The sequence below is a fragment of the Pollutimonas subterranea genome (assembly GCF_002849655.1).
Taxonomy (GTDB): domain Bacteria; phylum Pseudomonadota; class Gammaproteobacteria; order Burkholderiales; family Burkholderiaceae_B; genus Pollutimonas; species Pollutimonas subterranea.
The window spans coordinates 156,341-180,509 of record NZ_PDNW01000009.1 but is presented as its reverse complement, the minus strand read 5'-3'; the positions used below and the strand labels follow the sequence as shown (position 1 = coordinate 180,509).

The following is a 24,169-nucleotide window of genomic DNA, read 5'->3' as shown; positions in this document are numbered from 1 at the left end:
AGATGTTCAGTGGTACGATTTGGCATAGGCAATCCCGTTTGGTTGTGGCGTCGAATACCAGTAACCATAAGCCTTTGGCACGGGATTGCCTACCCGTTTCTACAACAATAATGAAATTTCCGGGCTAGGCGTCAATGTTGTCCACGACTATGCCTCGGCGGTAGATGCCGGGACCAGGAAAGTCCGCCTGGCGGGCGGCCAGGTGCTGGCCTATGACAAGCTGCTTCTATCTCCTGGCATCGACTTCCGCTGGAACGCCCTGGAAGGCTACGACGAAGCTGCTTCGCAGTTTGCGCCACATGCCTGGAAGGCGGGTGCCCAGACCACCTTGCTGAAGAAGCAGCTCGAAGCCATGCCGGATGGCGGCACCTTCCTGATGGTCGCGCCCGGCAATCCTTTCCGCTGCCCGCCCGGGCCTTACGAGCGCGCCAGCATGGTGGCGCATTACCTCAAGCACAACAAGCCCAAGTCCAAGATCGTGATTCTCGATTCGAAAGACGCCTTCTCCAAACAAGGCCTATTCCAGGACGGTTGGAATCAGTTGTACGGCGACCTGATCGAATGGGTACCGCTGGCAAAAGACGGCAAGGTCGTCCGCGTCGATGCAAAAAATCTATCGGTGGAAACCGAGTTCGGCCAAATCCATAAGGCAGACGTACTGAATGTCATTCCGCCACAGAAGGCAGGCGCTATTGCGGAACTGGCGGGCGTCACGAACCAGAGCGGCTGGGTCCCCGTCAAACCGCAGACCTTTGAGTCTGAACTGGTGCCGCACATCTATGTAGTGGGCGACGCCACTGTTGCGTCACCCATGCCAAAATCGGGTTTCTCGGCCAATGCGCAGGCCAAGGTTGCCGCGGCGGCCATCGTGAATGCCTTGGTCGGCAAGCCAGCGGCGCAGGCCTCGTTCACCAATACCTGCTATAGCCTTATCGGCCCTGACTACGGCATTTCGGTGGCGCATTTGTATACGCTTAAAGACGGCAAGCTTGCCGAAGCCTCCGGTGGAGTCAGCCCCAAGAATGCAGATGCCAACTTCCGCAAGCTTGAAGCCCAGTATGGCGAAGCGTGGTACAACGCCATAGCGCTCGATACATGGGGTACGCGTGCCTGATCCGGTCTGTCTACATTGAATATGCCACAGCTTGAACTCGTACTCTGGGCCGGCCTGGCCGTCGGCCTTGTCTTTGGCGTCTGCGGCCAGGTCACCGGGTTCTGCCTACATCGAGGCCTGAAGGAATACTGGTCAGGCAATGCCGGCTACAAATTGCATGCTTTCGCCCTTGCATTGGCCGTTGCATTGGCGGGCACCCATGTTGTCGCATCGATGGGCCTGGCAGACATCACCAAGTCCGTATACATGACACCCTCGTTTTCGTGGCTGCTGCTTCCTGTTGGCGGGATCATGTTCGGCTATGGCATGGGCCTGTCCAACGGTTGTGGGGCCCGTGCGCTCGTATTGCTCGGCCAGGGCAACCTCAGGTCCTTCGTGGTGCTGGTGTGCCTGGGCATTGCGGCCTATATAACGCTTACGGGCATCGCAGCCCCACTGCGCGTCTTTATCTCGGAATTCACAACACTTTCACCTGAGTCGGTGGCCGTACCCCAGGGTCTACCTCGATCCCTGACGGTATGGGTCCTGGTCGCGGCGCTGACGTTATTCGCCTTGCGGCCACGCAAAGCTGGACAGCGGGCGACGGATCTGGCGGGCGGCGCCATCATTGGTCTTCTGGTCGTCGCCGGCTGGCTGGTGACAGGATGGCTGGGCGCCGATGATTTCGAACCGGCACCGATCGCATCGCTGACGTTTGTTGCTCCCGTTGGCGATACCCTTCATTATGCAATGATTGCCACGGGCATGAGCCTGCGTTTCGGCATCACAGTGGTAATTGGTGTGCTGGCGGGCTCCTTCTTTGCGGCGGTTCTGCGCGGCCGCTACCGAATCGAAGGGTTCGAATCGCCCCGCCAGATGACGCGTTATATTGCGGGCGGCGCACTCATGGGAGTCGGCGGCGCCCTGGCCCTGGGTTGCTCGATAGGTCAAGGGCTGACAGGTCTGTCCACCCTGGCGTATAGCTCGATGATATCGGCGCTTGCCATTGTCGTGGGCGCACGGCTCGCATGGGCGCGTGCACCCGGGCCGACCATGACTGGCTCCTCAACCGTTTAGCCGGCATGAGTCAATATCCAACAATGCAGTCTTATACGGAGCGCGAGGTAAGCCCTCGTCTTACCTCATGGATTTCCCAGTGACTCATCCTGAAACCAACCGTTTTATAACGCGCCGTCGCGTAATGCAATGTGCGTTGGCCGGCGTGGCCACCCTATGCCTGCCTCAGCTGGCGACAGCACAAACCTGGCAAGGCATCGCTGCCATCCGCGATCGGGTCGGCGATGCGCAACTATCCAATGAAACCTTGCTGGTCACATTGCCCCTGGTGGCGGAAGATGGCTCCGCCGTGCCGTTGACGATCAAATCCAGCCTGAACTCAAATGGACCCTCTATCCGGCGACTCGCTATTTTTGCACCTGGAAATCCGACTCCCCAGGTGGCCGAATTCGAATTTGGACTGGAAATCGAGACATTGAACCTGACCACGCGAATTCGGCTGAGCGAATCGCAAACAGTGATTGCTGTCGCGCACACTGACGACGGCCGCGTCCTGATCGCCGAGCGCGACGTGCGTGTCACCACCAGCGGCTGCATCGCACCGGGCCAGCCCGACAGCGCCAACGAAATGAAGGCCCGTGTTCGCGTACCAAAAACCTGGAAACAAGGAAACACGGGCGAAGTGCTGACCATGATCACACACCCCATGACGACAGGCTTGGCGGCGGACGCGACAGGTTCCACACCCCCGCAACGCATCATCAAGACATTCAATGCAACACTGGACCACAGGCCGCTCATCAGGGCGACTTACCATCGCTCGCTGTCAATGAACCCATACCTCCGATTCGATGTGACGCCACGAGAGAGCGGCGAATTGCGATTCAAATGGACGGAAGACACCGGACGCGTCATCGAACATAAAGAAAAGCTTGCTCTTGCCGTCCCGAACGGCTCCTGAAAGGCAGCCGCCATGGCGCCGCCGGTCTCATCCACTTTGCGATGATCCAGCACACATAAGCAAATAGAAATATTGTAGTTCGGCCGAGACTTACAGCTGGTTAGACTTATAAGTTGAAGCTGCGAAAGTACTTGCAGTTATTAGCCTAACCATCTTTTCTGGCTCGTCATGCACTCTTTACTCGAACTACCGGCAGCCGCTGTACGCGACGAAAGAATCCACACGGACGATATTGCGGTCCGCGTCGCGTCGGTCGGAAAAACCTTTGCACGTACCGATTCGACCGACCTGAGGGTGCTCGATGATATTAATTTCTCGGTTCGCAAGGGGCACGTTACCGCCATTCTTGGCGCATCCGGTTGCGGCAAAAGTACCTTATTGAACATGATCGCCGGCTTGCTGCCCGCCGATCAGGGCCGCATCTACCTGAACGGTACGCCCGCCAGCGACTTCACTGACTGGAAGCGCGTGGCCTACCTGTTTCAGGATGACCGGCTATTGCCCTGGCGCACAGCCATCGAGAACGTTGAATTCGGCCTGGAGGCCGAGCGCGTTACCCGTTCCGAGCGTCGCAGGCGTGCAGAACAGACGCTGCACGCGGTGGGCCTTGCCGGTTTCTATAACGCCTATCCCAATGCGCTGTCGGGAGGGATGCGCAGCCGAGTCGCACTGGCACGCAGCCTGGTGAAAGAACCCAAGATTCTCTTGCTGGATGAGCCGTTTTCCAAGCTTGATCCGGGGATGCGTGCACAGATGCACACGGAACTGCTCCAGGCACAGGCAGAACGGGGAATAACGGTGGTTTTCGTCACCCATGACATCGAAGAGGCGGTGGTACTGGCCGACGAAGTGGTGGTCTTGAAGCCCAGGCCGGGGCGGGTACGCGATATCGTGACGATCGATCTGCCTCGTCCTCGACTGGCTACCGACCACGCTGTCACCGAACAGATCCGTGCCTTGCGCGCGCTGGTGTAGCACTATGGCAAATTCCGTGGCATCCCGGGCACCCATTGGAGAATGGCAGAAGATTTCCACCAAAGTGCTGAAGAGGCTCGCTCTGGTGACCTTGCTATTAGGCATATGGTCGCTGGCGGCACAGGGCACGCCCGCGTATGTACTGCCAGGCCCGCTGAAAGTCGGGCAAGCCTGGTTATCGCTTCTGAATACCGACACATTCTGGCTTGACTTGGGCATCACGTTCTGGCGCGTATTGGCCGGCTTCGTACTGGCGGCGGTGTTTGGCTCTGTGCTTGGCCTGATTCTTGGAAGCAATCGGTCGCTGGGGGATTTCTTCGAGCCGATTCTTGCTGTAACGAACACAATTTCATCGGCGATCTGGGCTATTTTTGCGCTCATCTGGTTTGGCATTTCGAACAGCACGACAATCTTCGTGGTTTTCATGACCGCCATGCCATTGATCCTGACCAACGTTTGGCGCGGCACGCAGACGGTAAGTGCCGACCTGGTCGAGCTGGCACACAGCCTTCGGATGACTCGCACCCAAGTCATCACCAAGATTTATCTGCCTACTATTCTGCCGGATTTCTTTTCCGGCGCACGACTGGCCTTTGGGTTCGGGTGGCGGGTGTCGCTGGTCGCCGAGACCATCGGTTCGTCCAACGGAGTGGGATACCGCCTGCGGCAAGCAGCCGACCTCGTGCAAACCGATCAGGTGTTTGCGTGGACGATCACGCTGGTCGCACTTATGGTCATCCTCGAGTTTGCCTTTTTCAAACCCATTGAAACCCGTCTGTTCCGCTGGCGGCGCCAAACGCAAGCCTGACGCCAATCAATTATTTACTTCTTCTCATTCAAAAAGGATGTTCCCTATGCCTCGTACTATGAAGGCGCTGGTGCTTGATGCGCACGGTGATTTCGACCAATTGTCGCTGGTTGCCGACAAGGCTGTGCCCGACGTGACGGCCGGCCATGTACTGGTCCGTGTACGCGCCTCCTCGTTCAATTATCACGATGTCTTTACGGTCAGGGGCATGCCCGGCATCAAGGTACCCCTTCCCGTCGTGATCGGCCTGGATTTGGCTGGGGAAATCGCCGATATCGGCGAAGGGGTTTCCGGCTGGAACGTCGGCGATCGGGTTCTGGTGAATCCACTTAACAAGCAAAAAGGCCTGATGGGCGAAATGCTTGACGGCGGCATGGCGGAGTACTGCCTGGTCACCGCGGAGCAGCTAATTGCCATGCCCGAAAACGTGACGTTCGAGCAGGCTGCTGCGCTGCCGGTCGCCTATGGCACCGCCCATCGCATGTTGATCACTCACAAAACCGTCAAAGCCGGCGATAAAGTCCTGATTCTGGGTGCCAGTGGCGGCGTAGGCACGGCGGCAGTGGTATTAGCCAAGCTCCTGGGTGCGGAAGTGATCGCCTGCGCCAGCGGCGCCGAGAAAACAGCCCGGCTCAAAGAAGCGGGCGCCGACCATGTCGTGGATTACAAGGAAACCGACTTCTCGAAATGGGCGATTCAAACCTATGGAAAACCACAGCGCCGCAGCTACGAAGGGGGTGTGGATGTGGTGGTGAACTTTACCGGCGGAGATACCTGGGTTCCTTCCCTGAAGTGCCTCAAGCGCGGCGGCACCCTGCTGGTTTGTGGCGCCACGGCCGGTCACGACCCGAAAGAAGACTTGCGCTATGTATGGAGCTTCGAGCTGAACATCAAGGGATCCAACAGCTTCTATGACGAAGACCTGAAAGCCTTGCTGCAGCTTATCAGCGACGGCCGCATCAGCCCGATTATCGACAAGGTCTTGCCGCTGGAACAGGCTACCGCCGGCTTGCGCTCCCTTGCCGATCGTACGGTACTGGGCAAAGTCGTCGTCGCTCCCTAACCCCACCCTCGAATAGTCAAGGTCTGAATCATGTCTGAAGAAAATGTAGCGCTCACTGCGAGCGAAGTAGAAGCCAAGCTGTTGCGCGGTCCTTATCACCAATGGCTGGGCCTGAAGGTACAGTCGGTCGGCGTGGGCGAAATCACCTTGACCGCCACATGGCGCGAAGAATGGGTCGTCAATCCTGATATCGGCTATACCCACGGCGGCGTCCTGGCTGCACTGGTGGACCTGACTGCCGACTGGGCGCTGGTGTCATCCACCGGACGCGGAGTCCCCACTGTGGATTTGCGGGTGGATTACCACCGTCCGGCGGGTCGGGGCGACCTTACCGCCCATGGCAAGGTAATCAAATTCGGTGGGCAGTTTTCTGTTGCGGAAGCACGCGTCCTGGACAGTGACGGCAAGCTTGTCGCCAGCGGCCGCGGTGTATATGTAACCACTGCTCCCAAGAAGGCCTGATCATGACAACACCGTTAGCGCCGACTTTGGACGGCGTTGACCCGTTACTGGATTTTTTTGATGACAACGACTCATTTTGAGGCCGTGAACCTGGGTGATCTTGCCCCGCGCTCAATTCCTTCGGATCACCTCGCGCTGATTGCTCTGGACGAAGCTCAGCGTGTGACGCTCTACACCTATGGCCAGCTGGATACCCTGGCCAAGGCAGCCGCGCGCGGACTCCTGGGGCATGGCCTGGCAGCCGGCGACAGCGTCGCCGTGCTGGCGGCCAACAGCGGTGAGTTCCTGGTGCTGTTGATGGGCGCCATGCGAGCCGGCATTACTGTCGTGCCGGTGAATTACAAATTTCCACAGGCGCTATCGGATTTCGTGATTTCCGACAGCGGGGCAAAACTGGTGTTTGTCGACTCGGGGCGGCGCGCCAATGCTCCCGCCGGCCTGCCGGTCATCGAGTTCGGTGGCAAGGGCGCGCAAAGTTTCGAGACCTTTCTGGATCACGGCGACTTCACTACAGTGGTTCCAGGGCCGCAGGACGTTGCACTGCTCTTGTACACCTCGGGTTCAACAGGCAAGCCCAAAGGTGTCAAGCTTTCGCACCACAGTCATTTGTGGGTCGTCAAAACCCGCCTGGGAAATCAGGACCTCTCGGACCAGCGCTATCTTATCGCTGCACCGATGTATCACATGAACGCCCTGGCCTTGTCCCAACTGGCATTGGCGGGAGGCAGCACGATTGTATTGTTGCCGCAGTTCGATGCCCACGCCTATATCCATGCCGCCAGCCGTTACAAGGCAACCTGGCTGACTTCGGTTCCGCCGATGATGGCGATGATGTTGCGCGAAACGCAAGCATTGGCCAACGCCGATCTCTCTTCGGTGCAAGTAATACGCATGGGATCCGCGCCAGCGAGTGAAGCGCTGCTTGAAGCCATACGAAGGGTCATGCCGCATGCCCGCATCATCAATTCATACGGGACGACAGAGGGCGGCCCGGTTACCTTTGGCCCACACCCCGAAGGCAAGCCGCAGCCGTTTCTATCCATCGGCTACGCGCATCCTCACGTCGATGTTCGCCTGATCGACGAACAAGGCCGCGTGTCCGACCAGGGAGTGTTGCAGCTCAGAAGCCCCGGCATCATGCTGGGCTATCACAATCGCCCCGATCTCGTTGGAGCCATCACTGATGACGGCTTTTACGTAACCGGCGACGTACTCAGGCGCGATGAGGACGGATTCTATTACTTTGTCGGCCGTAATGACGACATGTTCGTTTGCGGCGGAGAGAACATTTTTCCCGGCGAGGTAGAGAAATGCCTTGAAACGCATCCCGACATTCAGCAGACGTGTGTTATCGCGATACCCGACGAGATCAAGGGTCACAAGCCTGTCGCGTTCGTGGTGCTGGTACCCGGGTCCGCGCTTGACGAGGCCACTATCAAGGCTTATGCGCTCGCCAATGCTCCAGCCTACCAGCACCCTCGCCGCGTCTGGATCCTACCCGACTTGCCCTTGGCTTCAACAAGCAAAGTTGACCGCAACGTGCTGAAACAACGCGCTCTTCAAATAATTGGCCAACTCGATGTCGAGCCTGTCTGCGCACACGCGTAGGCCGTTTCGTCAGCCCAGATCGTTAACTTTTGCAGGAACTCATACTATGGCGCTATCCAAGTTGTTCAAACCATTCGTTGCAGCCGCCCTTGTGTTTGGAGTAATGCAGGCGGGGGCCGCACAAGCCGAAAAGATTCGTGTCGGCTACTGGCCCAGCGGCCTCACCCTCGGCTACGGCTCGGTCGTTGAAGCCGGCAATTACTTTAAAGACCAGGGCCTGGATGTCGAGTTCATTCACTTTTCTGATGTCAACGGCACTACGCGTGCCATTGCCGCCAACTCCATTGATTTTGCTTTCGGTTCACCGGCGGCAGGTTCGTTCAGCCTGGCAACCGACGGCGTACCGGTGAAAATCGTCCTGGCGACACAGCCGGCCAATGTCGAGTTCGTGGTTCCGGTCGATTCGCCGATCAAGTCACTGAGCGAGTTGCGTGGCAAGAAAGTCGCCATGTCGCCGGCAGGAAGTTCAACAGCAGCCATTGCGGGCGCAATCCTGAGCCTCAACTACGGTATTGAAAGCAAGGACTTCTCGCTGGTGCCCGGTAACGAACCCCGGCTAGTGCAATTTCTCGCGCAAAAGGAGGTCGACGCGGCGGCTTTGCGTAACGTGACCGTCGCCCAGCTTAAGGACCTCAAGGTTCGGTCCCTGGGAACCTTTGCCGACGAGTGGCGTAAGTTGACCAAATCCGACAGCGTTCCGTATAACGCTATTGGCGTCGTGCGTACCGACTGGCTTGAAGAAAACCCGGAGGCCGGTGTGAAGGCAATTGTCGCACTGCGCAAGGCACTGGAATATGGCAAGGCAAATCCCCAGGGCGTCGTCGATGCCGTAAAGAAATCCGCAAACCTGTCTGACGAGGCTGCAAAAGTTTACGCGGATTTATGGTTCGAGAACTACCGCATTTCGTTTACCGATGCTGATAAGGAAACACTTGCCCGTATGTTTGCCCTTTTCAAGGAAAGTGGCGTTTTGAAGGGCGACCTGCCGGCCGGCACGCTGGATAGCAAGCCTTATGAGCAATCCTTGAAGATCAACTAGTTAAAGAACGATCGAGAAGGCCTGCCAGCTTTACGCCGGCAGGCTTTTTTTTGGCTGGCCTTATCAAACCGCGCAAGTACTTTGACCCTAAAGTTTCCAGTCCTTTAGTCGTTAACGATTCATACTAGGGATTTACCCTAGTATGAATCGTCGCCTGGCGATTCAGAAAACAGAGCTCGCCGCCGGCCACGCACCCCCATCCAATGCCCAACCAATTGTCCGGCGCCTTTCGGGGCGCCCGCCTGTTGTGCGCAAAGCACTGCCCCAAAGTTACCGCTCACTAATTTATCAAAGATCAGCAATGAATATGTTCACAAATATGCGTATCGGCAACCGGCTAGGCCTCGGCTTTGCCGTGATCGTTGTCCTGACCATCGTCATCACCAGTATTGGCGTCTGGCGTTTGTATACGATCTCGCAGACGACTCGATACCTGATGACGGTACCTCTTGCCAAAGAGCGCATGATCAGCGACTGGTATCGCCACCTCACCAACGGTATTAACCGTAGCATGGCCATCGCAAAAAGCACAGACCCCGAATTGGGTCCATTCTTTGCCGAGCAGACAAAAGCCGCGACGCAGGCGTCGACCGAGCTTCAGAACAAGATCGTGCCTTTGCTCGTCGCTGACGAGGAAAAGGAATTGTTCAAGCTCATCATGGAACATCGTCAGGTATATCTGTCGACACGCGACGCCATGACCAAGAGAAAAGTGGCCGGCGACACAGAGGAAGCAACGCGCATCTTTACGCAACAATTCATTCCCGGCGCGACCACCTATCAGGCTTCCGTTGAAAAGCTGGTCGAGTTGCAACGTGTCTTCATGGATCAGAAAGGCGCTGAAATCGCCGAGGCCAATGCAAGCAGTCGCCGAACCCTGATCGCACTCGCCGTGATTGTCGCCCTGTTCAGTGTTTTCTACGCATGGAAGCTGACTACAGGCATCACCCGCCCCTTGCGGCGTGCTGTCGATGCCGCCCGCAATGTGGCTGGCGGCGATCTAAGCGGGAAAATCAACGTGCATTCCACCGATGAAACCGGCCAGCTTTTGCAATCGCTTAAAGACATGACGGCCAACCTGCTGACGCTGGTCGGTAACGTGCGCAATGGCACCCACAGTATCGCTACCGCGTCCAGCGAAATAGCCTCGGGCAACCTGGACCTGTCTTCCCGTACCGAAGAGCAAGCGAGTTCGCTGACAGAAACCGCTACGGCGATGGAAGAACTTACCAATACCGTCAAGCAAACCGCCGACAACGCGCAGCAGGCAAATCAATTGGCGCAAGCAACATCGACCATTGCGATCAAGGGTGGCAGCGCCGTATCCGAAGTGGTCTCCACCATGGGCTCGATCAATGAGTCGGCGCGTAAAATCGTCGACATCATCGGCGTTATTGACGGCATTGCCTTCCAGACCAATATTCTTGCACTGAATGCCGCTGTCGAAGCAGCCAGGGCCGGCGAACAAGGCAAGGGGTTCGCGGTAGTTGCCACCGAAGTACGCAGCCTGGCGCAGCGTAGCGCAACCGCCGCCAAGGAAATCAAGCTACTGATCAACGATGCAGTGGAAAAAATCGATACGGGCGGCCGGCTGGTCCAGGAAGCCGGATCCACGATCGACGAAGTGGTCGTAAGCGTCAAGCGCGTGACGGATATCGTCGGCGAAATATCGATGGCCAGCAATGAGCAAAGCATAGGTATCGAACAAGTGAACCAGACTATTCTGCAAATGGACGAGGTCACCCAGCAGAACGCGGCACTGGTCGAGCAAGCGGCCGCGGCAACGGGCAGCATGCAGGAGCAAGCCGACCAGCTTACGCGAGCCGTCAGCGTATTCAATCTGGGTAACCACACCGAACGCGCACCGGCCTCACGACAGATTGCCTCGACGACACAGGAAACAGTTGGAAAATCGGCGTTATCGCGTAAACTCAAGGCCCTTGGAACGGCCTGAACAGGCTGTTCCGCCCACCTACTCCTCTACCCCCCTGGCATGGCTGACTACATATGCTTGCTCTCGCGGAATTATTAGGCGGCCTTGGTCTGCTGTTTATTGGATTGCGGCTGGTCAGCCAACATCTGCAGCAGGCAACAGGCAAACGTGTGCGCCGCATTTTGCAGTCCGCAACACGTTCGGCCATGCTGGGATTTTTATCAGGTGCTGGCGCCGGTGCAGCGACCCAGTCGAGCAATGCCGTAACGCTTATTGCCGGAAACCTCGTACGTAGCGGTACGCTGAACGTGCGCAACGCGATGCCGGTGATTGCCGGAGCAAATGTCGGTACCGCCGCCCTGGTATTTTTGGCGTCGGTGAACTTTCATGTAGCAGTGCTTTATCTGATTACTTTAGTCGGATTATGCTACCAGCTGCGCTTTGACCGCCACCCTACCCGGCGCGACTGGGCCGGCGCCGGCCTGGGATTGGGGCTCCTGTTCCTGGGAATGGATTTCATCAAGCGAACACCCTCCCATCTGGACCCTTCAGTGTTGACCACACTCGTCTCCGGCCTGGACCCGTGGATAGCGCTTGGGCTTGGCATCGCGATAGCGCTCGTCACTCAATCAGCGTCGACGGCGACCATACTGGTTATTGCTGCCATCAGTTCTGGCATGCTGAGCCTGGACGCGGGATTCTGGATGGTACTGGGCGCTAATGTTGGCAGCGGTGCCGCTGTTCTGGTGGCGGGCAGCGGCTTGAACGGCAGTGGACGGCAACTGTGTCTTGCTCAAGTCCTGATCAAGTTGGCGGGCACTGCCGCCATTGCACTGGTGTGGATACTGGTGAATTTTTTATTCGGGATTGCGCCAGGCCCTTGGCTTACCATGCATCTGGAAGGCAGCCTGGCGCTTGCCTTGTCTATCCTCTTCCTGACTCTCCAGTTGGTGGGCGGAGGGATCGTCGTTTTTTCTCGCCAAGCCTTGGCGCGGTGGCTTGATCGCCTAAGCCCGCCCTCGCTTGAGGAACGCGAGTCGCGCCCTCGCTATGTTCATGACCTTGCCCTGCAAGACCCGCCCACGGCCGTTGAGCTTGCCGTACTGGAGCGCAACCGCCTTATCGGCCTGTTACCGAAACTGCTGCCGGATATGGACAACACTGCGGACAACCCTGCGCATCGGCGCGCTCAATATGAAGGCAACACATCGATCGCTACGCAGGCCGAGAATTTCATCGTCGAACTGATAGACCGCCAACTACACCGTGACATCCTGCACAGTGCCCTGCACATGCAGAGTTCGCTCAGCATGCTTCGATCATTGCAAACGACACTGCATGATTTTTCAGAGTCACTGGACAGCCTTCCCGCGCCGCGCCCATCCCTGGCGTTTACCTTATCGGAATCGCTGCGCACCTTGGCGCTGCTGCAGGCCGACGCGGTAACGCAGCAGCCTCTTGACCCAGCGGACTTCGAAGTGCTGGCCAAACTGACTGGCGACCGTGGGGAAATGCTGAATAACCTGCGCAGGGACCTGACCGCTTCCCACCACAATTCGGAGCAGATTCGTAGTTTGATGGTGTCAGCAGGGCTGTTCGAACGCTCGGTGTGGCTGATGGGTCGACTTACCGCATTGCTTGCGCCCCAATAAGACTTCGTTCTTCACATCGGCGCGATACGCTTTACGAGCAGCTGGTCGATGCGGTTGTGATCGACATCAACCACCTCGAATTTCACTCCCGCATATTCCACGCTGTCGGTCGGCTTAGGCACTTTGCGCAGCATGAACATCATGAATCCCGCCGCGGTCTCGTAATTTTCTTCTTCGGGAAGCTGGTCGATCCCCATGGCGCGTTTAAGATCTTCAATGGCAGTGCCACCTTCAATCAGCCATGAGCCGTCGTCACGTTCCAGGATTTGATTGCTTTCATCAAGCGAGCTGCCCCAGTTTCCCATAACAGTGACCATGATGTCGCTGAGCGTGACCACCCCTATAACCAGCGCATACTCATTGATCACCACGGCGAACGTTTCTTTCGATGCCCGGAATTTATCCAGCAATTCTGACAACTTCAAGGTATCGGGAATGATCAATACCGTGCGAAGGCTGGCCTCGTTGATCTGGAATGAGGACTGCTTGCTCAGCCAAAGAGCAAGTATGTCCCGGGTATCGACGTAACCGATCACATGATCGATGACGCCATCGCATACCGGAAATTTCGAATAAGGATGCAGGGCTATCTTTTGGCGAATACTTTCTTCCGACTCGCTCAGGTTGATGAACACGACACTGTCGCGACTGGTCATGCAGGACGACACCAGACGGGATTCAAGTTCAAAAACGTTCTGGATAAAATGCTGTTCCTGCTGCTGTAGCACGCCGGCCTGCGCCCCGGCCTCGACAACCGCCGAGATATCGTCGAAGGTGATGTTGTCCTCGCGCGCCGTGTTCACGTTGAACAGGCGGAAAAGCAGGTTTGCCACCAAGTTCAATACAAAGGAAAACGGCCTGCAAATACGGATAAAGACGTTTACGGGGTTGATCACGGCCACGGCAAAACGCTCGGGGGCCATCATGGCCAGGCGTTTTGGCATCAAGTCCGAGAACAACACGAACAATAGCGTGACAAAAACAAACGAGAGGCCGAAGCTGATCTGCTCCGCCCATGCCCCTGTGTATACATAGCTAAGCACGTTCAGAAAATAAGGGCGAAACGTCGCTTCGCCAAGAATGCCGCCCAAAATGGCCACCGCGTTCAGCCCTATTTGCGATGCGGCAAAAAAACTGGCTGATTGCGCCTGTATCGCCATCACCTTCAACGCCCGCTCGTCCCCCGCTTCTGCCATGAGCTTGAGCTTTATTTTCCGCGCGGCCGCAAAAGCGATTTCCGTCAGAGAAAGAAAACCGGCGGCCAGCACCAGTATCACCAACACCAGAATACTTTGAGCTGAACTCACGAACCATCCTTACATAAGACTTCCAGGCAGTCGCCTCGTCGAGGGAACCGTTGCAGATGATACAGAATACATCGGTTATCCGCCTGCGAGTGACGTATAGCCAGCCTCCCGTTGACTACGTACCGCAAGAACAAAAACGGTATCGATTTCAACAATGTACCGATACAACGCCACATAGCCGTGCGAACGACGCCCTATCACCAATTCTCGCTTATCGTTATTTATTGGACGACCGATCAGGGGATTATGCTCCAGCACGTTGAGCGCCTCAATGATCTCTTGAATGCGCAGCGCTGAATTTTCGACCTGATACTCGGCCAGATGATCGAGGATGCGATCAAAATCCCTCCCCACCTCTGAAGCCAATTCAATACGTGACATTTTCAACGCGCCAGTTTTCGAGCAGTGGGACGCTTTACCACTTTGCCGGCAAGACGGTCTTGCAGGTAGCCACGCATTTCCTCCCACGGAATGGTCTTTCCTGATGCAACGATACCGGCGTAGCGATCCTCGGCAACGACATCGAAATCAGCACGCAAGTTGTCCTGCTCTGTCTTTTCCACAATGGCTTCAATAATGAAGGCATGAGCAGTTGTACCCGAACGTTTGGCTGCGGCTGCAACACGGGCTTTCAGGTCTTCGGGCAAACGTATCGTCGTCGTGGACATGGCTGTCTCCAGATATTAAAGCTATGCTGTCAATGTAGCACTAAAGTGCTACATTGATCTATGCGGTGATGGCGACCATGAACAAGGGCATGAAAATCACCTGCAAATAGCTTTCAGTTGGGACTGTTTCCCGCTTCGCCTTAGTCGTATCGTCACCCATGACACCACCGTGTATATTGCCGGCGTCACGTCCAGTGCCAAAGGCGACATCGTTGTCCAAACACGCGACGCACTCGCAAAAATCGATGGCTACCTAGCGAGCGCCGGTTCGGATAAGAATCATTTGTTGGCCGTACAAATCTGGCTAAAAGACATTGAATCTGACTTCGCAGGCATGAACAGCGTCTGGGCAGAGTGGGCACCCGCTGACGCCCTTCCGACACGCGCCACCTGCCAAGCCAAACTTGCCTCGCAGGACTTACTGGTCGAGATAATCGTCACGGCTGCAAAGAAGTAAGGGATCAGCTAATTAAGCACACCCATCATCGTACCGTCGACATTTTACGTCTATGGGTCAAATGGGTGCGCGGCATATTTCCCGGCTCAGGTTAATTGACGCTCATGCCCTCGGCTTTCAGGATGGGTGTCCATTTTTCAATTTCGGACTTAACCCATTTCTGCAATGATTCGGGGGTCTGTCGTTCTTCGGAGACAATTTCAGCGCCTAACGCGGCCATTTTTTCAGTGAAAGCAGGCGATTTGAGCGCGGTTTTCAATGCTCCGTTGAACTTTGCCAAGGCGTCTGCAGGAGTACCCTTAGGCGCGTAGATGCCGTGCCAAACCTTGACTTCAAATCCCTTCAATCCCTGCTCATCCAAAGTCGGAGCGTCCGGCAGCTTTTGTATGCGATTCAGCGTGGTCACGCCATAAAATTTGACACCCTTGGCTGCGATCTGAGGAATGGTCTGTGTCGTCTGGTCACACAATACATCGACCTGCTTGCCCAATAGCGCAGACATGGCGGGCGCCGTTCCCTGATAGGGAATAGTCGTAAACTTGACGCCTAAAGCTTGTTGCAACAACGAACCACAAAGCTGTGAAACGGCGCCCGGGCCGGCATTTGCCAAATTAATTTTGTCGCCGTTCTTCTTGGCATACTCGATGAACTCCTGCATGTTGTTGGGCGGGAAATCTTTGCTGCCCAATACGGTCATCGGAACATCAACCACTTCTCCGATGTATTCAAAGCTTTTCAGGGGATCGTATTTAAGATTCGAATACAGCGCCGTGGCGGTTGCCATGCCATTGTGATGAATAAAGAAGGTATATCCGTCCGGCTTGGCGTTGGATACGTAGTTGGCGGCAACGGTACCGCCAACGCCTAATTTGTTTTCTACAACGATAGGCTGCCCCAGTACCCTTCCCATCTCCACGCCCAGGGTTCGGGCGACCACATCAGTCGGTCCTCCTGCAGCGAAGGGTACGACCAACGATATCGGTCGAGAAGGATAATCTGCCGCTTGGACGGCGCCGGCAAAAGCAATTGAAAACGCCGATAGCGTAAGGACCAAGGATTTGTGGTGGGAGCGCTGGCTGTATTCCTTATTGTTGTTGGCGTTTCCTGTTCCAGCAATTCAGAATCGGCAAAGGCCATGTTATCCATTTTGGAAGCGATCGCACTCGCTCGCGGATCACGGAGGACTGGTTTCCGTCGTGGCAACTTTATTTCTCTTCATCGCTCTGTCATCTTTGACTTCTAGACTGTCCGCTTTCCTATAGTCTGAGGTTGTAAACATGAAGCTTTTTCGTTTGTCGGTGTTGGCTGCGGTATTAAGTTCGGTGTCGGTGGCAGCGATGGCTCAGCAAGAGGTTCCTGCTGTGCTCGAAGCGCACGCGGTTTTGCCAGCGCAAAGCACAATTGAAGCGCCCGATAACGCACCCGGAGACCTGAAGGTCTCCGGCAAGTACACCTCGAAGAAGCGGATCGAAGCTCTGAGTTCTGTAATGGGCAAGTCGGCTGACCGTGATACCGGCGTTTCATTACCGATCAAGGGACAGCCGTTGCAAGGCCATTCGGGCATCAAGGTAATGGCCGACGGCAGCGTGTGGATTCTTACGGACAATGGATTTGGCAATAAAGCGAATTCCATGGACTCCATGCTGTATCTGAATCACTATGACATCGACTGGAAGTCCGGCGAATTCAAGCCGATGGCCACGGTCTTTTTAAGCGACCCGGATAAAAAGGTGCCGTTCCGTATTGTTCATGAAGAGTCCGAGGCGCGCTACCTGACGGGCTCCGACCTTGACACGGAAAGCTTTCAGCCGATTGGCGAGCATTTCTGGATAGGCGACGAATTCGGACCCTATCTGATCAAGGTCGACAAGAGCGGCAAGGTCGTAGCCTTTTTCGAAACAGAAGTGGACGGCAAAAAAATTCACTCACCCGATCACTATGCGGTGGGCTCGCCCGGTGCCCCGGGCGAGACTTATAAAAACGTGAATCTGAAACGTTCAAAAGGCTACGAGGGAATGGCTGCCTCCAAAGACGGCAAGTTCCTGTATCCCATGCTCGAAGGCGCGGTATGGGACGACAACACGAAGGGCTGGGAACATGTGGACGGGAAAAACGTGCTTCGCGTTCTGGAGTTCAGTGTGGCGGACGAGAAGTGGACCGGTCGTTCCTGGTTTTACCCTTTAGAGGACAAAAGCCACGCCATTGGCGACATCAATATGATCGATGCAACGACAGCTCTGGTGATCGAACGCGACAATGGCGAAGGCACGCCCGACAAAGCATGCAAAGACGGTGCCGACACAAGATCATGTTTTTCCGACCTTCCGAAGTTTAAGCGTGTCTACAAGGTCGGGTTTTCACCTGAAACGGCAGGCAAGCCGATGCGCAAGATCGCCTACATCGATTTGTTGAAGATCCAGGATCCGAACAAGGTCGCGCGCAAGCCGTTAACAGAGGGCGTTTTGCAATTTCCGTTCTTCACCATCGAAAACGTCGATGTGGTCGATGGCGAACGGATTGTGGTTGGAAATGATAATAACTTCCCGTTCTCCACCAGCCGCGAGCCCAACCAGCAAGACGATAACGAGCTTGTACTGCTGAACGTTAAACAGCTGCTTCAGGCGAAGTAGCTTAATACAGCCGAAAGCACCCGGATACCGGGTGCTTCAGTACGCCGACATCCTTTGCCTTTACACAGAGCAGCCCCATGCAAAAACATCACACCATCGACTCCGAAGATCTTCCGACCAACGCCTCGGAAAACGAGCATTTCCAGGTCGTCGTTGACCGCGCATACAGCCGTCGTGGCTTTCTCAAGTCCGGTATCGGACTATCGGCCGCCCTATTCCTCGCGGGTCCCTTAGCTGTTTACGCCGACAGCAATGACAAGAGCAGTGATGAACAACCGTCTTCCCTGCTGGGCTTTAAAGCCATTCCGATCTCGACGGACGATACGATAAAAATTGCTGCGGGCTACACCGCCGCGGTATTTGCCCCGTGGGGTACGCCGTTGTTCGCCGACGCCCCGGCATGGAAGGCAGACGGCAGCGACGACGCCGCTGCACAGGCCCGCCAGGTTGGCGATAATCATGACGGCATTCATTTCTTTCCCATCGACGGCAGCAGCACCGAAGGCTTACTGGTGCTGAATCATGAATACACCACAGCCGAGAACGGCGACTATATATGGCTGTTCGGCGCCAATGGCACCAAGCCCTGGACTGCGGAGAAAACCGCCAAGGCCATGAACGCCCACGGGGCCTCGATCATCCATATTGCGCGCAACGACGCCGGCAAGTGGGAGATCAGGCTCGACTCCCGCTACAACCGCCGCATCACGGCGTCCACCGAGATGGAACTTACAGGCCCGGCAGCAGGCAGCGATCTGCTGAAGACCAAGGCAGACCCTAGCGGAACACGGGTGCTTGGCACGTTCAACAACTGCGGAAACGGCTGGACACCATGGAATACCTACCTGGCCTGTGAAGAAAACTTCAACAACTACTTCGGCACCACGTCGGGCAAGGATACCCGCAATGCGGCGCAGAAGCGCTATGGCCTGGCAGCCAAGAGCACCGACTATCGCTGGGAAGAGTTCGTTGACCGGTTCGACTACGTCAAGGAGCCGAACGAATCCAACCGCTACGGCTGGATCGTCGAGATAGATCCATTCGATCCTTCGTCCGCGCCCAAGAAACGCACGGCACTTGGCCGCATCAAGCACGAAAATGCGGCCTATGCACTGTCCGCCGACAAGCGCATTGTCGTGTATATGGGCGACGACCAGCGTGACGACTATATCTACAAATTCGTCTCCGACGGCATCTATCGGGAAGGCGGCGACAATTCCACCCTGCTCGACGCGGGAAAGCTGTATGTGGCCAGATTCCAGGACGGCAAGACTGACGGCGACTTCATGGGCATGGGCGAATGGGTCGTACTGGATAAGACGGCAAACGCCACGCTCGCCGGCGACACCAGCTTCGCCACTCAGGCCGACGTCCTGGTCAATACGCGCCTGGCCGCCGACGCGGTGGGCGCCACCAAGATGGATCGCCCCGAGTGGGTAAGCGTCCATCCCGCCAGCGGCGATGTCTACGTCACCTTGACGAACAATGACAAGCGGACAGCGCCTGACGCCGCCAATCCGCGTGCGGCCAATATCTACGGGCAAATCGTGCGATGGCGCGAAACCGGCGGCGATGCTGCCGCAACGACATTCAACTGGGATATCTTCGTGCTGGTTGGGAACCCGGTCAAATATACGGACCGCGACGACTCGAAGTCAGGGTCTTCGAACATCACCATCGACAACACGTTCAATAGTCCCGACGGCCTGGCTTTTGATAAAGCCGGCCGCTTATGGATACAGACCGACGGCAAGTACACCAACTCGGGCGAGTACGAGGGCCAGGGCAATAACCAGATGCTGTGCGCGGATCCCGCCAGCAAAGAAATACGCCGCTTTTTTGTGGGACCCAAAGAATGCGAGGTCACGGGCATCACTTTCACGCCTGATAGCAAGACCATGTTCGTCAATATCCAGCACCCCGGCGAAGCGGGCGAAAGCCACTGGCCCGATGGCGGCAACTCGATACCGCGATCGTCCACCATCATCATCACGAAGGATGACGGCGGAGAAATCGGAACATGAGTGTGCGGCGATGGCCCCGCCGCCGGGGTCATCGCCCCGATTTGCGATTTGAACGACTCTGGACGGGCATTATGAAAAGCCTATAATGCGAATCCTTGTCATTCTTATCCAGTGGAAAAATACGTGAAACTTTCAAGCCTTCTCGTTAGTATGTGCGCCGCCCTCTCCGTGACGTTGCCGGCCGCGGCATTCGAACTCACTCATAATGAAGGCACGGTCAAGCTGCCCTCGGCAGCGAGCAAGATTGTCACCTTCGACCTTTCCGTTCTTGATAGCTTGAACACGCTGGATGTCGCTGTGGCGGGTGTTCCGAAGTCGACCTACGAGGGAAGCCTGGCCAAGTTCAATGATGCGACAGTGGTGGGAACCCTGTTCGAACCAGACTATCCCGTACTCGAGAAGCTGAACCCTGACCTTATCTTCGCAGGTGGAAGATCGCAAAAAGCAATACCAAAGCTGCAGGAAATTGCGCCCACCGCGTCCTTCAATAGCGACCCTTCGGCGTTCCTGGACAGCTTCCGACGCAATAACCTGGCTTTGGCCCAGGCATTTCAGAAAAAGGACCAAGCTCAAAAAGCAGTCGACGCAATCGATAAGGATGTGGAAGCCTTGCAGAATGCCAACAAAGGAAAGACAGCGGCCTTTCTCTTTGTAGTCAGGGATAACGTCATTGCACATGCCCCTGGTGATCGTTTCGGCTACGCCTACGAATTGGCGGGACTGCAGTCGGTCCTTCCAGCGAAAGACCCGAAAGCGCCGGTAGCGCCGCGCCCCGAGCCCGGATCGCCCGAGGCAAAGGCCGCTGCGGCAGACCGCGCCCAAACGATTGCATCGGTTTCCAAGGCAGAGCCGGACTGGCTTATCGTACTGGATCGCGGAGCGATCAATGGTGCAGAAAAGACAGCTGCGAACACCCTGGCCAAGCATCCCCAGCTAAGCCAGACCAAGGCTTTCAAGGAAGGCCGCGTTTTCTATACGGATCCGAATGGCTGGTACGTCATCGGTGGCGGACTCACCAACTTGAAGAAAATCACCGAGTCCATGTTGGCAGCGATGAAGTAAGGCGTTGTTGAAAGCCCGTCGCAGGGCTTCAATTACCTCAACGCGCCTGCGCCGATGTATCCGGCATAATACCTCCTCAATAGGGGAGGAAAACCCGGAAACCGGTTTGACCTTTCCAGAAGGGGGACGTCAAACCGGAGACACACATGAAGAACAAGTTGCTGGCTGTTGCCCTGACGATGGGCCTTATCGGCGTCGCTCACGCAGAAACATCCGTGATTCTGTATGGCAGTCTGGATGGGGGGATTGGATATCAGCGGATCAAGGGCGATGAATTCAAAGCAAGCCGCAAAGGCATGATCAACGGCATACGCTCTGAAAACCAATGGGGCCTGAAAGGCACTGAAGATCTGGGCGGCGGCCTGCAGGCAGTGTTCCGCGTGGAAAGTGGCTTTAATCTGGACACGGGCGACACCTCCGAATACGACGACCGGTTGTTCGGTCGTCACGCCACATTGGGTCTGCAATCCGAAGCATGGGGGCGCCTGGACCTTGGCCGGCAAACCAATATTGCATCCAAGTATTTTGCCGAGGTCGCCAGTCCATTCGGAGAAGACTTCAACCAGGCTTCAGTGGCCACGGCGTTCAGTGCCGCCGATGTGCGCTATGACAACATGGTCATGTATCAGACGCCCGAATTGGGTGGCTTCCAGTTTGGTGTCGGGTATTCCTTCAACGCGGACGGCAGCCAGCAATACCGCCTGAATGGTGGCGGCGAGCCCAACGTGCGCGCCATCACAACGGGCCTGCTGTATGAAAATGGCCCTCTTGAAGCAGCGCTGACTTACGACCAGTTCAAGACGCCGACGGCAGTGAATGACCAGTATGACGATGATGAGCGCGGCATAACAGTCCGGTCATGGAACGTTGCAGCGAGCTACGATTTCGACGTCATCAAGCTACACGCGGGTTTTGGACAAACGCGTAACGGCTGGTTCTCGGAAATGGAAATTGGCGATGCGGGATTGGAAGAGCTGTCGGCGGTGGACGGCCTGAAGGTAAACTCGTATGTAGTCGGCGTCAGCGCCCCCATGGGAAACAGCGGAGAAATCCTCGCTGCCTGGACAATGGCTGATCCCCGTAGCGAAGATGACGCCAAGAAGCAAAACATCTACAGCCTGGGTTATACCTACGCCCTCTCCAAGCGCACCGACCTTTACGCTATCGGTTCCTATGCCAAAAATGTGGCCTTCCAGGAAGACTTGAAGGCCACATTGATCGGCGTGGGCATGAGCCACAAGTTCTAATCCCCGGTACCCGCTTCGTCGCTACTGTGGGCGAGTCCGGCCACTTCGGTCGCTGTCAGGTAACGTGATTCGCCCGGCTGCAAGTCAGCATCCAGTACCACCGGGCCAATCCGTTCGCAGTGCAAGGCAAGAACGGGATAGCCCAAAGCCTCGAACATACGCTTGATGTGAAAGTCCTTGCCGTCCTGGATCGTCAAGCGGATGCTGCGTTCATCAATGCGCACGAGCGAAGCAGACAAGCCTCGCTGCGCTTCGCCTTCCAACTCTATGCCTTGCTTGAACAGGTTCTCGACATTGTCCGGAAGTGGCTCGGCCAGCGTAACAAGATAGACCTTGTCACAACGGTTGCGCGGCGAGATGATGCGATGCATCCATTTCCCGTCGTCCGTGACCAAAATCAATCCGGTGGTGTCGACGTCCAGCCGGCCTACGGTCTGCAGTCGATCCCGCTTATCCACGTCGAGCAGGTCGATGACAGGAGGATGCTGGCTATTGCGATTGCTGCATTCATGACCGGCGGGCTTGTTCAGCATAAGGTAGCGCAGCCCGATGAGGCTCAGTGTTTCGCCCTCCCATTGCACCTCATCGCCCTCCTGCACCTCGTGAGTGCCGCGCTTGATGACTTCGCCGTTAACCGTCACATCGCCGTCGAGAAGCACGGAACGGGCTTGCGAGCGTGTGAGGTCGGAGCTTTCGCAAAGGTACTTGTCCAGGCGCATTCGGTTTCCTGATGAATTATTGACCCGCGTAATATACCGTTTTTGCAGAGTCGGCCCGCTGCGTACATTCTGATATACTTTTTCCTCCCAGCCCTATATAGCGGCGACCTTGGTTACCATCAGGGCTCCAAGGGCTCGAATTACATGGAATAAGCTCATGAGCATGTCTGTTGATGCAACTGTTGGCGCCGCCGTCGCCCTGCAAAATTTTAACGCCCACAACGACGCTCAGATGTCGCTCCTGCGCAAAACGCTAGACTTTAAAGCACAGTCCATGGCGGGTTTGATCGATTCCGTACCGAAGCTGGCCAGCCTTGGTTCGGTGGGCACGCTAATCAACACAACCGCCTGACCTATCGGGCATCCCCCGATCCCGTTACGCCTCACTCGCCCGACATCGCTCCGTACAAACAGGAACGCCCCCGCCTGCATGCTGGCCGGGGCGCTTCACTGTTGCGTGACTGCCTTACTCGTTAACCGTGATCCCTTCGGCTTTGATCAGATCACCCCACTTCTTGGTGTCGGTTTTGATGATTTCGGCGAACTCCGCCGGTGTCGTCGGGCTGACATCCACACCCGACGTTTCGACATACTTCAGGACCGACTCGGATTTCAACGCCGCATGTACCGCCGCATTGATTTCATCGATCCGGTCCGCTGGCGTGCCCTTGGGAGCAAAGAGGCCGTACCAGTTATTGGCATACACGTTCTTGATACCAAGCTCATCAAACGTCGGCACATCGGGCAGCACGCGTGATCGTTTCGGCGCTGCTATGGCAATGGGTCGCACACGGTCGTCCTTGATGAATGACACCAGGCCGGAAATATCGCCGAAAAAGCCCCCAACCTGGCCTCCGATGGTGTCCTGGATCGCGGGAGCCGCACCCTTGTAGGGAATATGCAGTATGTTGGCCTGGGTCTGTACCTTCAGCAAGGAAATCGCCATATGGGGCATGCTGCCGATACCCGACGACGACAAGGTGGCTCCATCGGGAGCCTTTGTTTCACTCAGAAAATCCTGGATATTCTTGACCTTGCCCTGGCTGGGAACAACCAGGACTTCGGGTGTCGAAACCAGCATCGAAATCGGTGCAAGGTCTTTGTCGGGGTTGTAAACTAGTTTGGGATACAACGGTGGATTGATTGCAATGGCGCCTGCCGAACTTAGAAACAGCGTGTTGCCGTCGGGCGCCGCACGCCCCACGTAACTGGCCGCGATCGCCCCATTTCCGCCAGGCTTGTTCTCGACAATGACGGAGGTTTCCAGAGTCGCTTCCATTTCTTTCGCGACGACCCGCGCCAGGGAGTCGGCCGGCCCGCCCGCGGGAAATGCGACGACTATCGTGGTGGGCGCGGCGGCATTTACGCCGGCCGCCGACAGCCCAAGGGCCAACGCCAGAATGGTCTTGCTCAGCTGCAATTTTTTAGTTCCGAACATACTTCC

23 protein-coding genes are annotated in these 24,169 nt (G+C 56.3%); 17 read left to right on the top strand and 6 right to left on the bottom strand.

What is annotated here, in order from left to right; translation table 11 throughout:
- Positions 1–85 precede the first annotated feature (85 nt).
- The 11 genes from CR159_RS12415 (at position 86) to CR159_RS12365 (ending at position 12,611) form a co-directional block, all read left to right on the top strand.
- Positions 86–1,114 carry an NAD(P)/FAD-dependent oxidoreductase gene (locus CR159_RS12415; protein ID WP_102074260.1) on the top strand — a complete coding sequence of 343 codons (1,029 nt, stop codon included), beginning with the start codon at positions 86–88 and terminating at the stop codon, positions 1,112–1,114.
- Between the two features lie 21 nt (positions 1,115–1,135).
- Positions 1,136–2,170, top strand: a complete 1,035-nt coding sequence (locus CR159_RS12410) for a YeeE/YedE family protein (protein WP_102074259.1) — start codon at positions 1,136–1,138, stop codon at positions 2,168–2,170.
- 79 nt (positions 2,171–2,249) lie between these two features.
- On the top strand, positions 2,250–3,071 hold the full coding sequence (locus CR159_RS12405) for a thiosulfate oxidation carrier protein SoxY (protein ID WP_158238540.1): 822 nt from the start codon (positions 2,250–2,252) through the stop codon (positions 3,069–3,071).
- 168 nt (positions 3,072–3,239) lie between these two features.
- Complete coding sequence (locus CR159_RS12400; protein WP_102074257.1) at positions 3,240–4,046, top strand: ABC transporter ATP-binding protein; 807 nt, start codon at positions 3,240–3,242, stop codon at positions 4,044–4,046.
- A gap of 4 nt (positions 4,047–4,050) precedes the next feature.
- Positions 4,051–4,854 carry an ABC transporter permease gene (locus tag CR159_RS12395; protein ID WP_102074256.1) on the top strand — a complete coding sequence of 268 codons (804 nt, stop codon included), beginning with the start codon at positions 4,051–4,053 and terminating at the stop codon, positions 4,852–4,854.
- Between the two features lie 58 nt (positions 4,855–4,912).
- The gene (locus tag CR159_RS12390; protein WP_199173311.1) at positions 4,913–5,917 is read left to right on the top strand and encodes a zinc-binding dehydrogenase; all 1,005 of its coding nucleotides are present in this window, start codon (positions 4,913–4,915) and stop codon (positions 5,915–5,917) included.
- 30 nt (positions 5,918–5,947) lie between these two features.
- Positions 5,948–6,379 carry a PaaI family thioesterase gene (locus CR159_RS12385; protein ID WP_102074254.1) on the top strand — a complete coding sequence of 144 codons (432 nt, stop codon included), beginning with the start codon at positions 5,948–5,950 and terminating at the stop codon, positions 6,377–6,379.
- 60 nt (positions 6,380–6,439) lie between these two features.
- Positions 6,440–7,987, top strand: coding sequence for a class I adenylate-forming enzyme family protein (locus CR159_RS12380; RefSeq protein WP_102074253.1), 1,548 nt, complete (start codon positions 6,440–6,442; stop codon positions 7,985–7,987).
- 46 nt (positions 7,988–8,033) lie between these two features.
- On the top strand, positions 8,034–9,026 hold the full coding sequence (locus CR159_RS12375; RefSeq protein ID WP_102074252.1) for an ABC transporter substrate-binding protein: 993 nt from the start codon (positions 8,034–8,036) through the stop codon (positions 9,024–9,026).
- Between the two features lie 301 nt (positions 9,027–9,327).
- A complete protein-coding gene (locus CR159_RS12370; protein WP_102074282.1) occupies positions 9,328–10,980 on the top strand; it encodes a methyl-accepting chemotaxis protein in 1,653 nt (550 codons plus the stop codon).
- Between the two features lie 53 nt (positions 10,981–11,033).
- Positions 11,034–12,611 (top strand): Na/Pi symporter, encoded by a 1,578-nt coding sequence (locus CR159_RS12365; protein ID WP_102074251.1) that lies wholly within the window; start codon positions 11,034–11,036, stop codon positions 12,609–12,611.
- Positions 12,612–12,622: 11 nt separating this feature from the next.
- Here CR159_RS12365 and paeA read toward each other — a convergent pair whose 3' ends face one another.
- From paeA to CR159_RS12350, 3 genes are all read right to left on the bottom strand, one after another.
- Positions 12,623–13,918: a polyamine export protein PaeA gene (paeA, locus tag CR159_RS12360; RefSeq protein ID WP_102074250.1), complete on the bottom strand. Its 1,296-nt coding sequence runs from the start codon at positions 13,916–13,918 to the stop codon at positions 12,623–12,625.
- A gap of 75 nt (positions 13,919–13,993) precedes the next feature.
- On the bottom strand, positions 13,994–14,299 hold the full coding sequence (locus CR159_RS12355; RefSeq protein WP_102074249.1) for a type II toxin-antitoxin system RelE/ParE family toxin: 306 nt from the start codon (positions 14,297–14,299) through the stop codon (positions 13,994–13,996).
- 2 nt (positions 14,300–14,301) lie between these two features.
- A complete protein-coding gene (locus CR159_RS12350) occupies positions 14,302–14,586 on the bottom strand; it encodes a CopG family transcriptional regulator (RefSeq protein WP_102074248.1) in 285 nt (94 codons plus the stop codon).
- A 106-nt stretch (positions 14,587–14,692) separates the two neighbouring features.
- Here CR159_RS12350 and CR159_RS12345 point away from each other — a divergent pair, with 106 nt between their 5' ends.
- A complete protein-coding gene (locus tag CR159_RS12345) occupies positions 14,693–15,043 on the top strand; it encodes a RidA family protein (protein ID WP_102074247.1) in 351 nt (116 codons plus the stop codon).
- Between the two features lie 91 nt (positions 15,044–15,134).
- Here the strand turns inward: CR159_RS12345 and CR159_RS12340 are convergent, their stop codons facing one another.
- A complete protein-coding gene (locus CR159_RS12340; protein ID WP_102074246.1) occupies positions 15,135–16,097 on the bottom strand; it encodes a tripartite tricarboxylate transporter substrate-binding protein in 963 nt (320 codons plus the stop codon).
- A 223-nt stretch (positions 16,098–16,320) separates the two neighbouring features.
- Here CR159_RS12340 and CR159_RS12335 point away from each other — a divergent pair, with 223 nt between their 5' ends.
- From CR159_RS12335 to CR159_RS12320, 4 genes are all read left to right on the top strand, one after another.
- Positions 16,321–17,673, top strand: a complete 1,353-nt coding sequence (locus CR159_RS12335) for an esterase-like activity of phytase family protein (protein WP_102074245.1) — start codon at positions 16,321–16,323, stop codon at positions 17,671–17,673.
- A gap of 77 nt (positions 17,674–17,750) precedes the next feature.
- A complete protein-coding gene (locus CR159_RS12330; RefSeq protein WP_102074244.1) occupies positions 17,751–19,697 on the top strand; it encodes a PhoX family protein in 1,947 nt (648 codons plus the stop codon).
- A 123-nt stretch (positions 19,698–19,820) separates the two neighbouring features.
- Positions 19,821–20,759, top strand: a complete 939-nt coding sequence (locus tag CR159_RS12325; protein ID WP_233208289.1) for an ABC transporter substrate-binding protein — start codon at positions 19,821–19,823, stop codon at positions 20,757–20,759.
- A gap of 146 nt (positions 20,760–20,905) precedes the next feature.
- Positions 20,906–22,006 (top strand): porin, encoded by a 1,101-nt coding sequence (locus tag CR159_RS12320; protein WP_102074242.1) that lies wholly within the window; start codon positions 20,906–20,908, stop codon positions 22,004–22,006.
- Here CR159_RS12320 and CR159_RS12315 read toward each other — a convergent pair.
- Positions 22,003–22,725, bottom strand: a complete 723-nt coding sequence (locus tag CR159_RS12315) for a pseudouridine synthase (RefSeq protein WP_102074241.1) — start codon at positions 22,723–22,725, stop codon at positions 22,003–22,005. The genes CR159_RS12320 and CR159_RS12315 overlap by 4 nt on opposite strands.
- Positions 22,726–22,882: 157 nt before the next feature.
- Between CR159_RS12315 and CR159_RS12310 the strand changes: the two genes are divergently transcribed.
- A complete protein-coding gene (locus CR159_RS12310; RefSeq protein WP_102074240.1) occupies positions 22,883–23,077 on the top strand; it encodes a putative motility protein in 195 nt (64 codons plus the stop codon).
- Between the two features lie 114 nt (positions 23,078–23,191).
- On the opposite strand, the gene CR159_RS12305 is transcribed toward CR159_RS12310, so the two are convergent.
- A complete protein-coding gene (locus tag CR159_RS12305; protein WP_102074239.1) occupies positions 23,192–24,163 on the bottom strand; it encodes a Bug family tripartite tricarboxylate transporter substrate binding protein in 972 nt (323 codons plus the stop codon).
- Between the last annotated feature and the right edge of the window lie 6 nt (positions 24,164–24,169).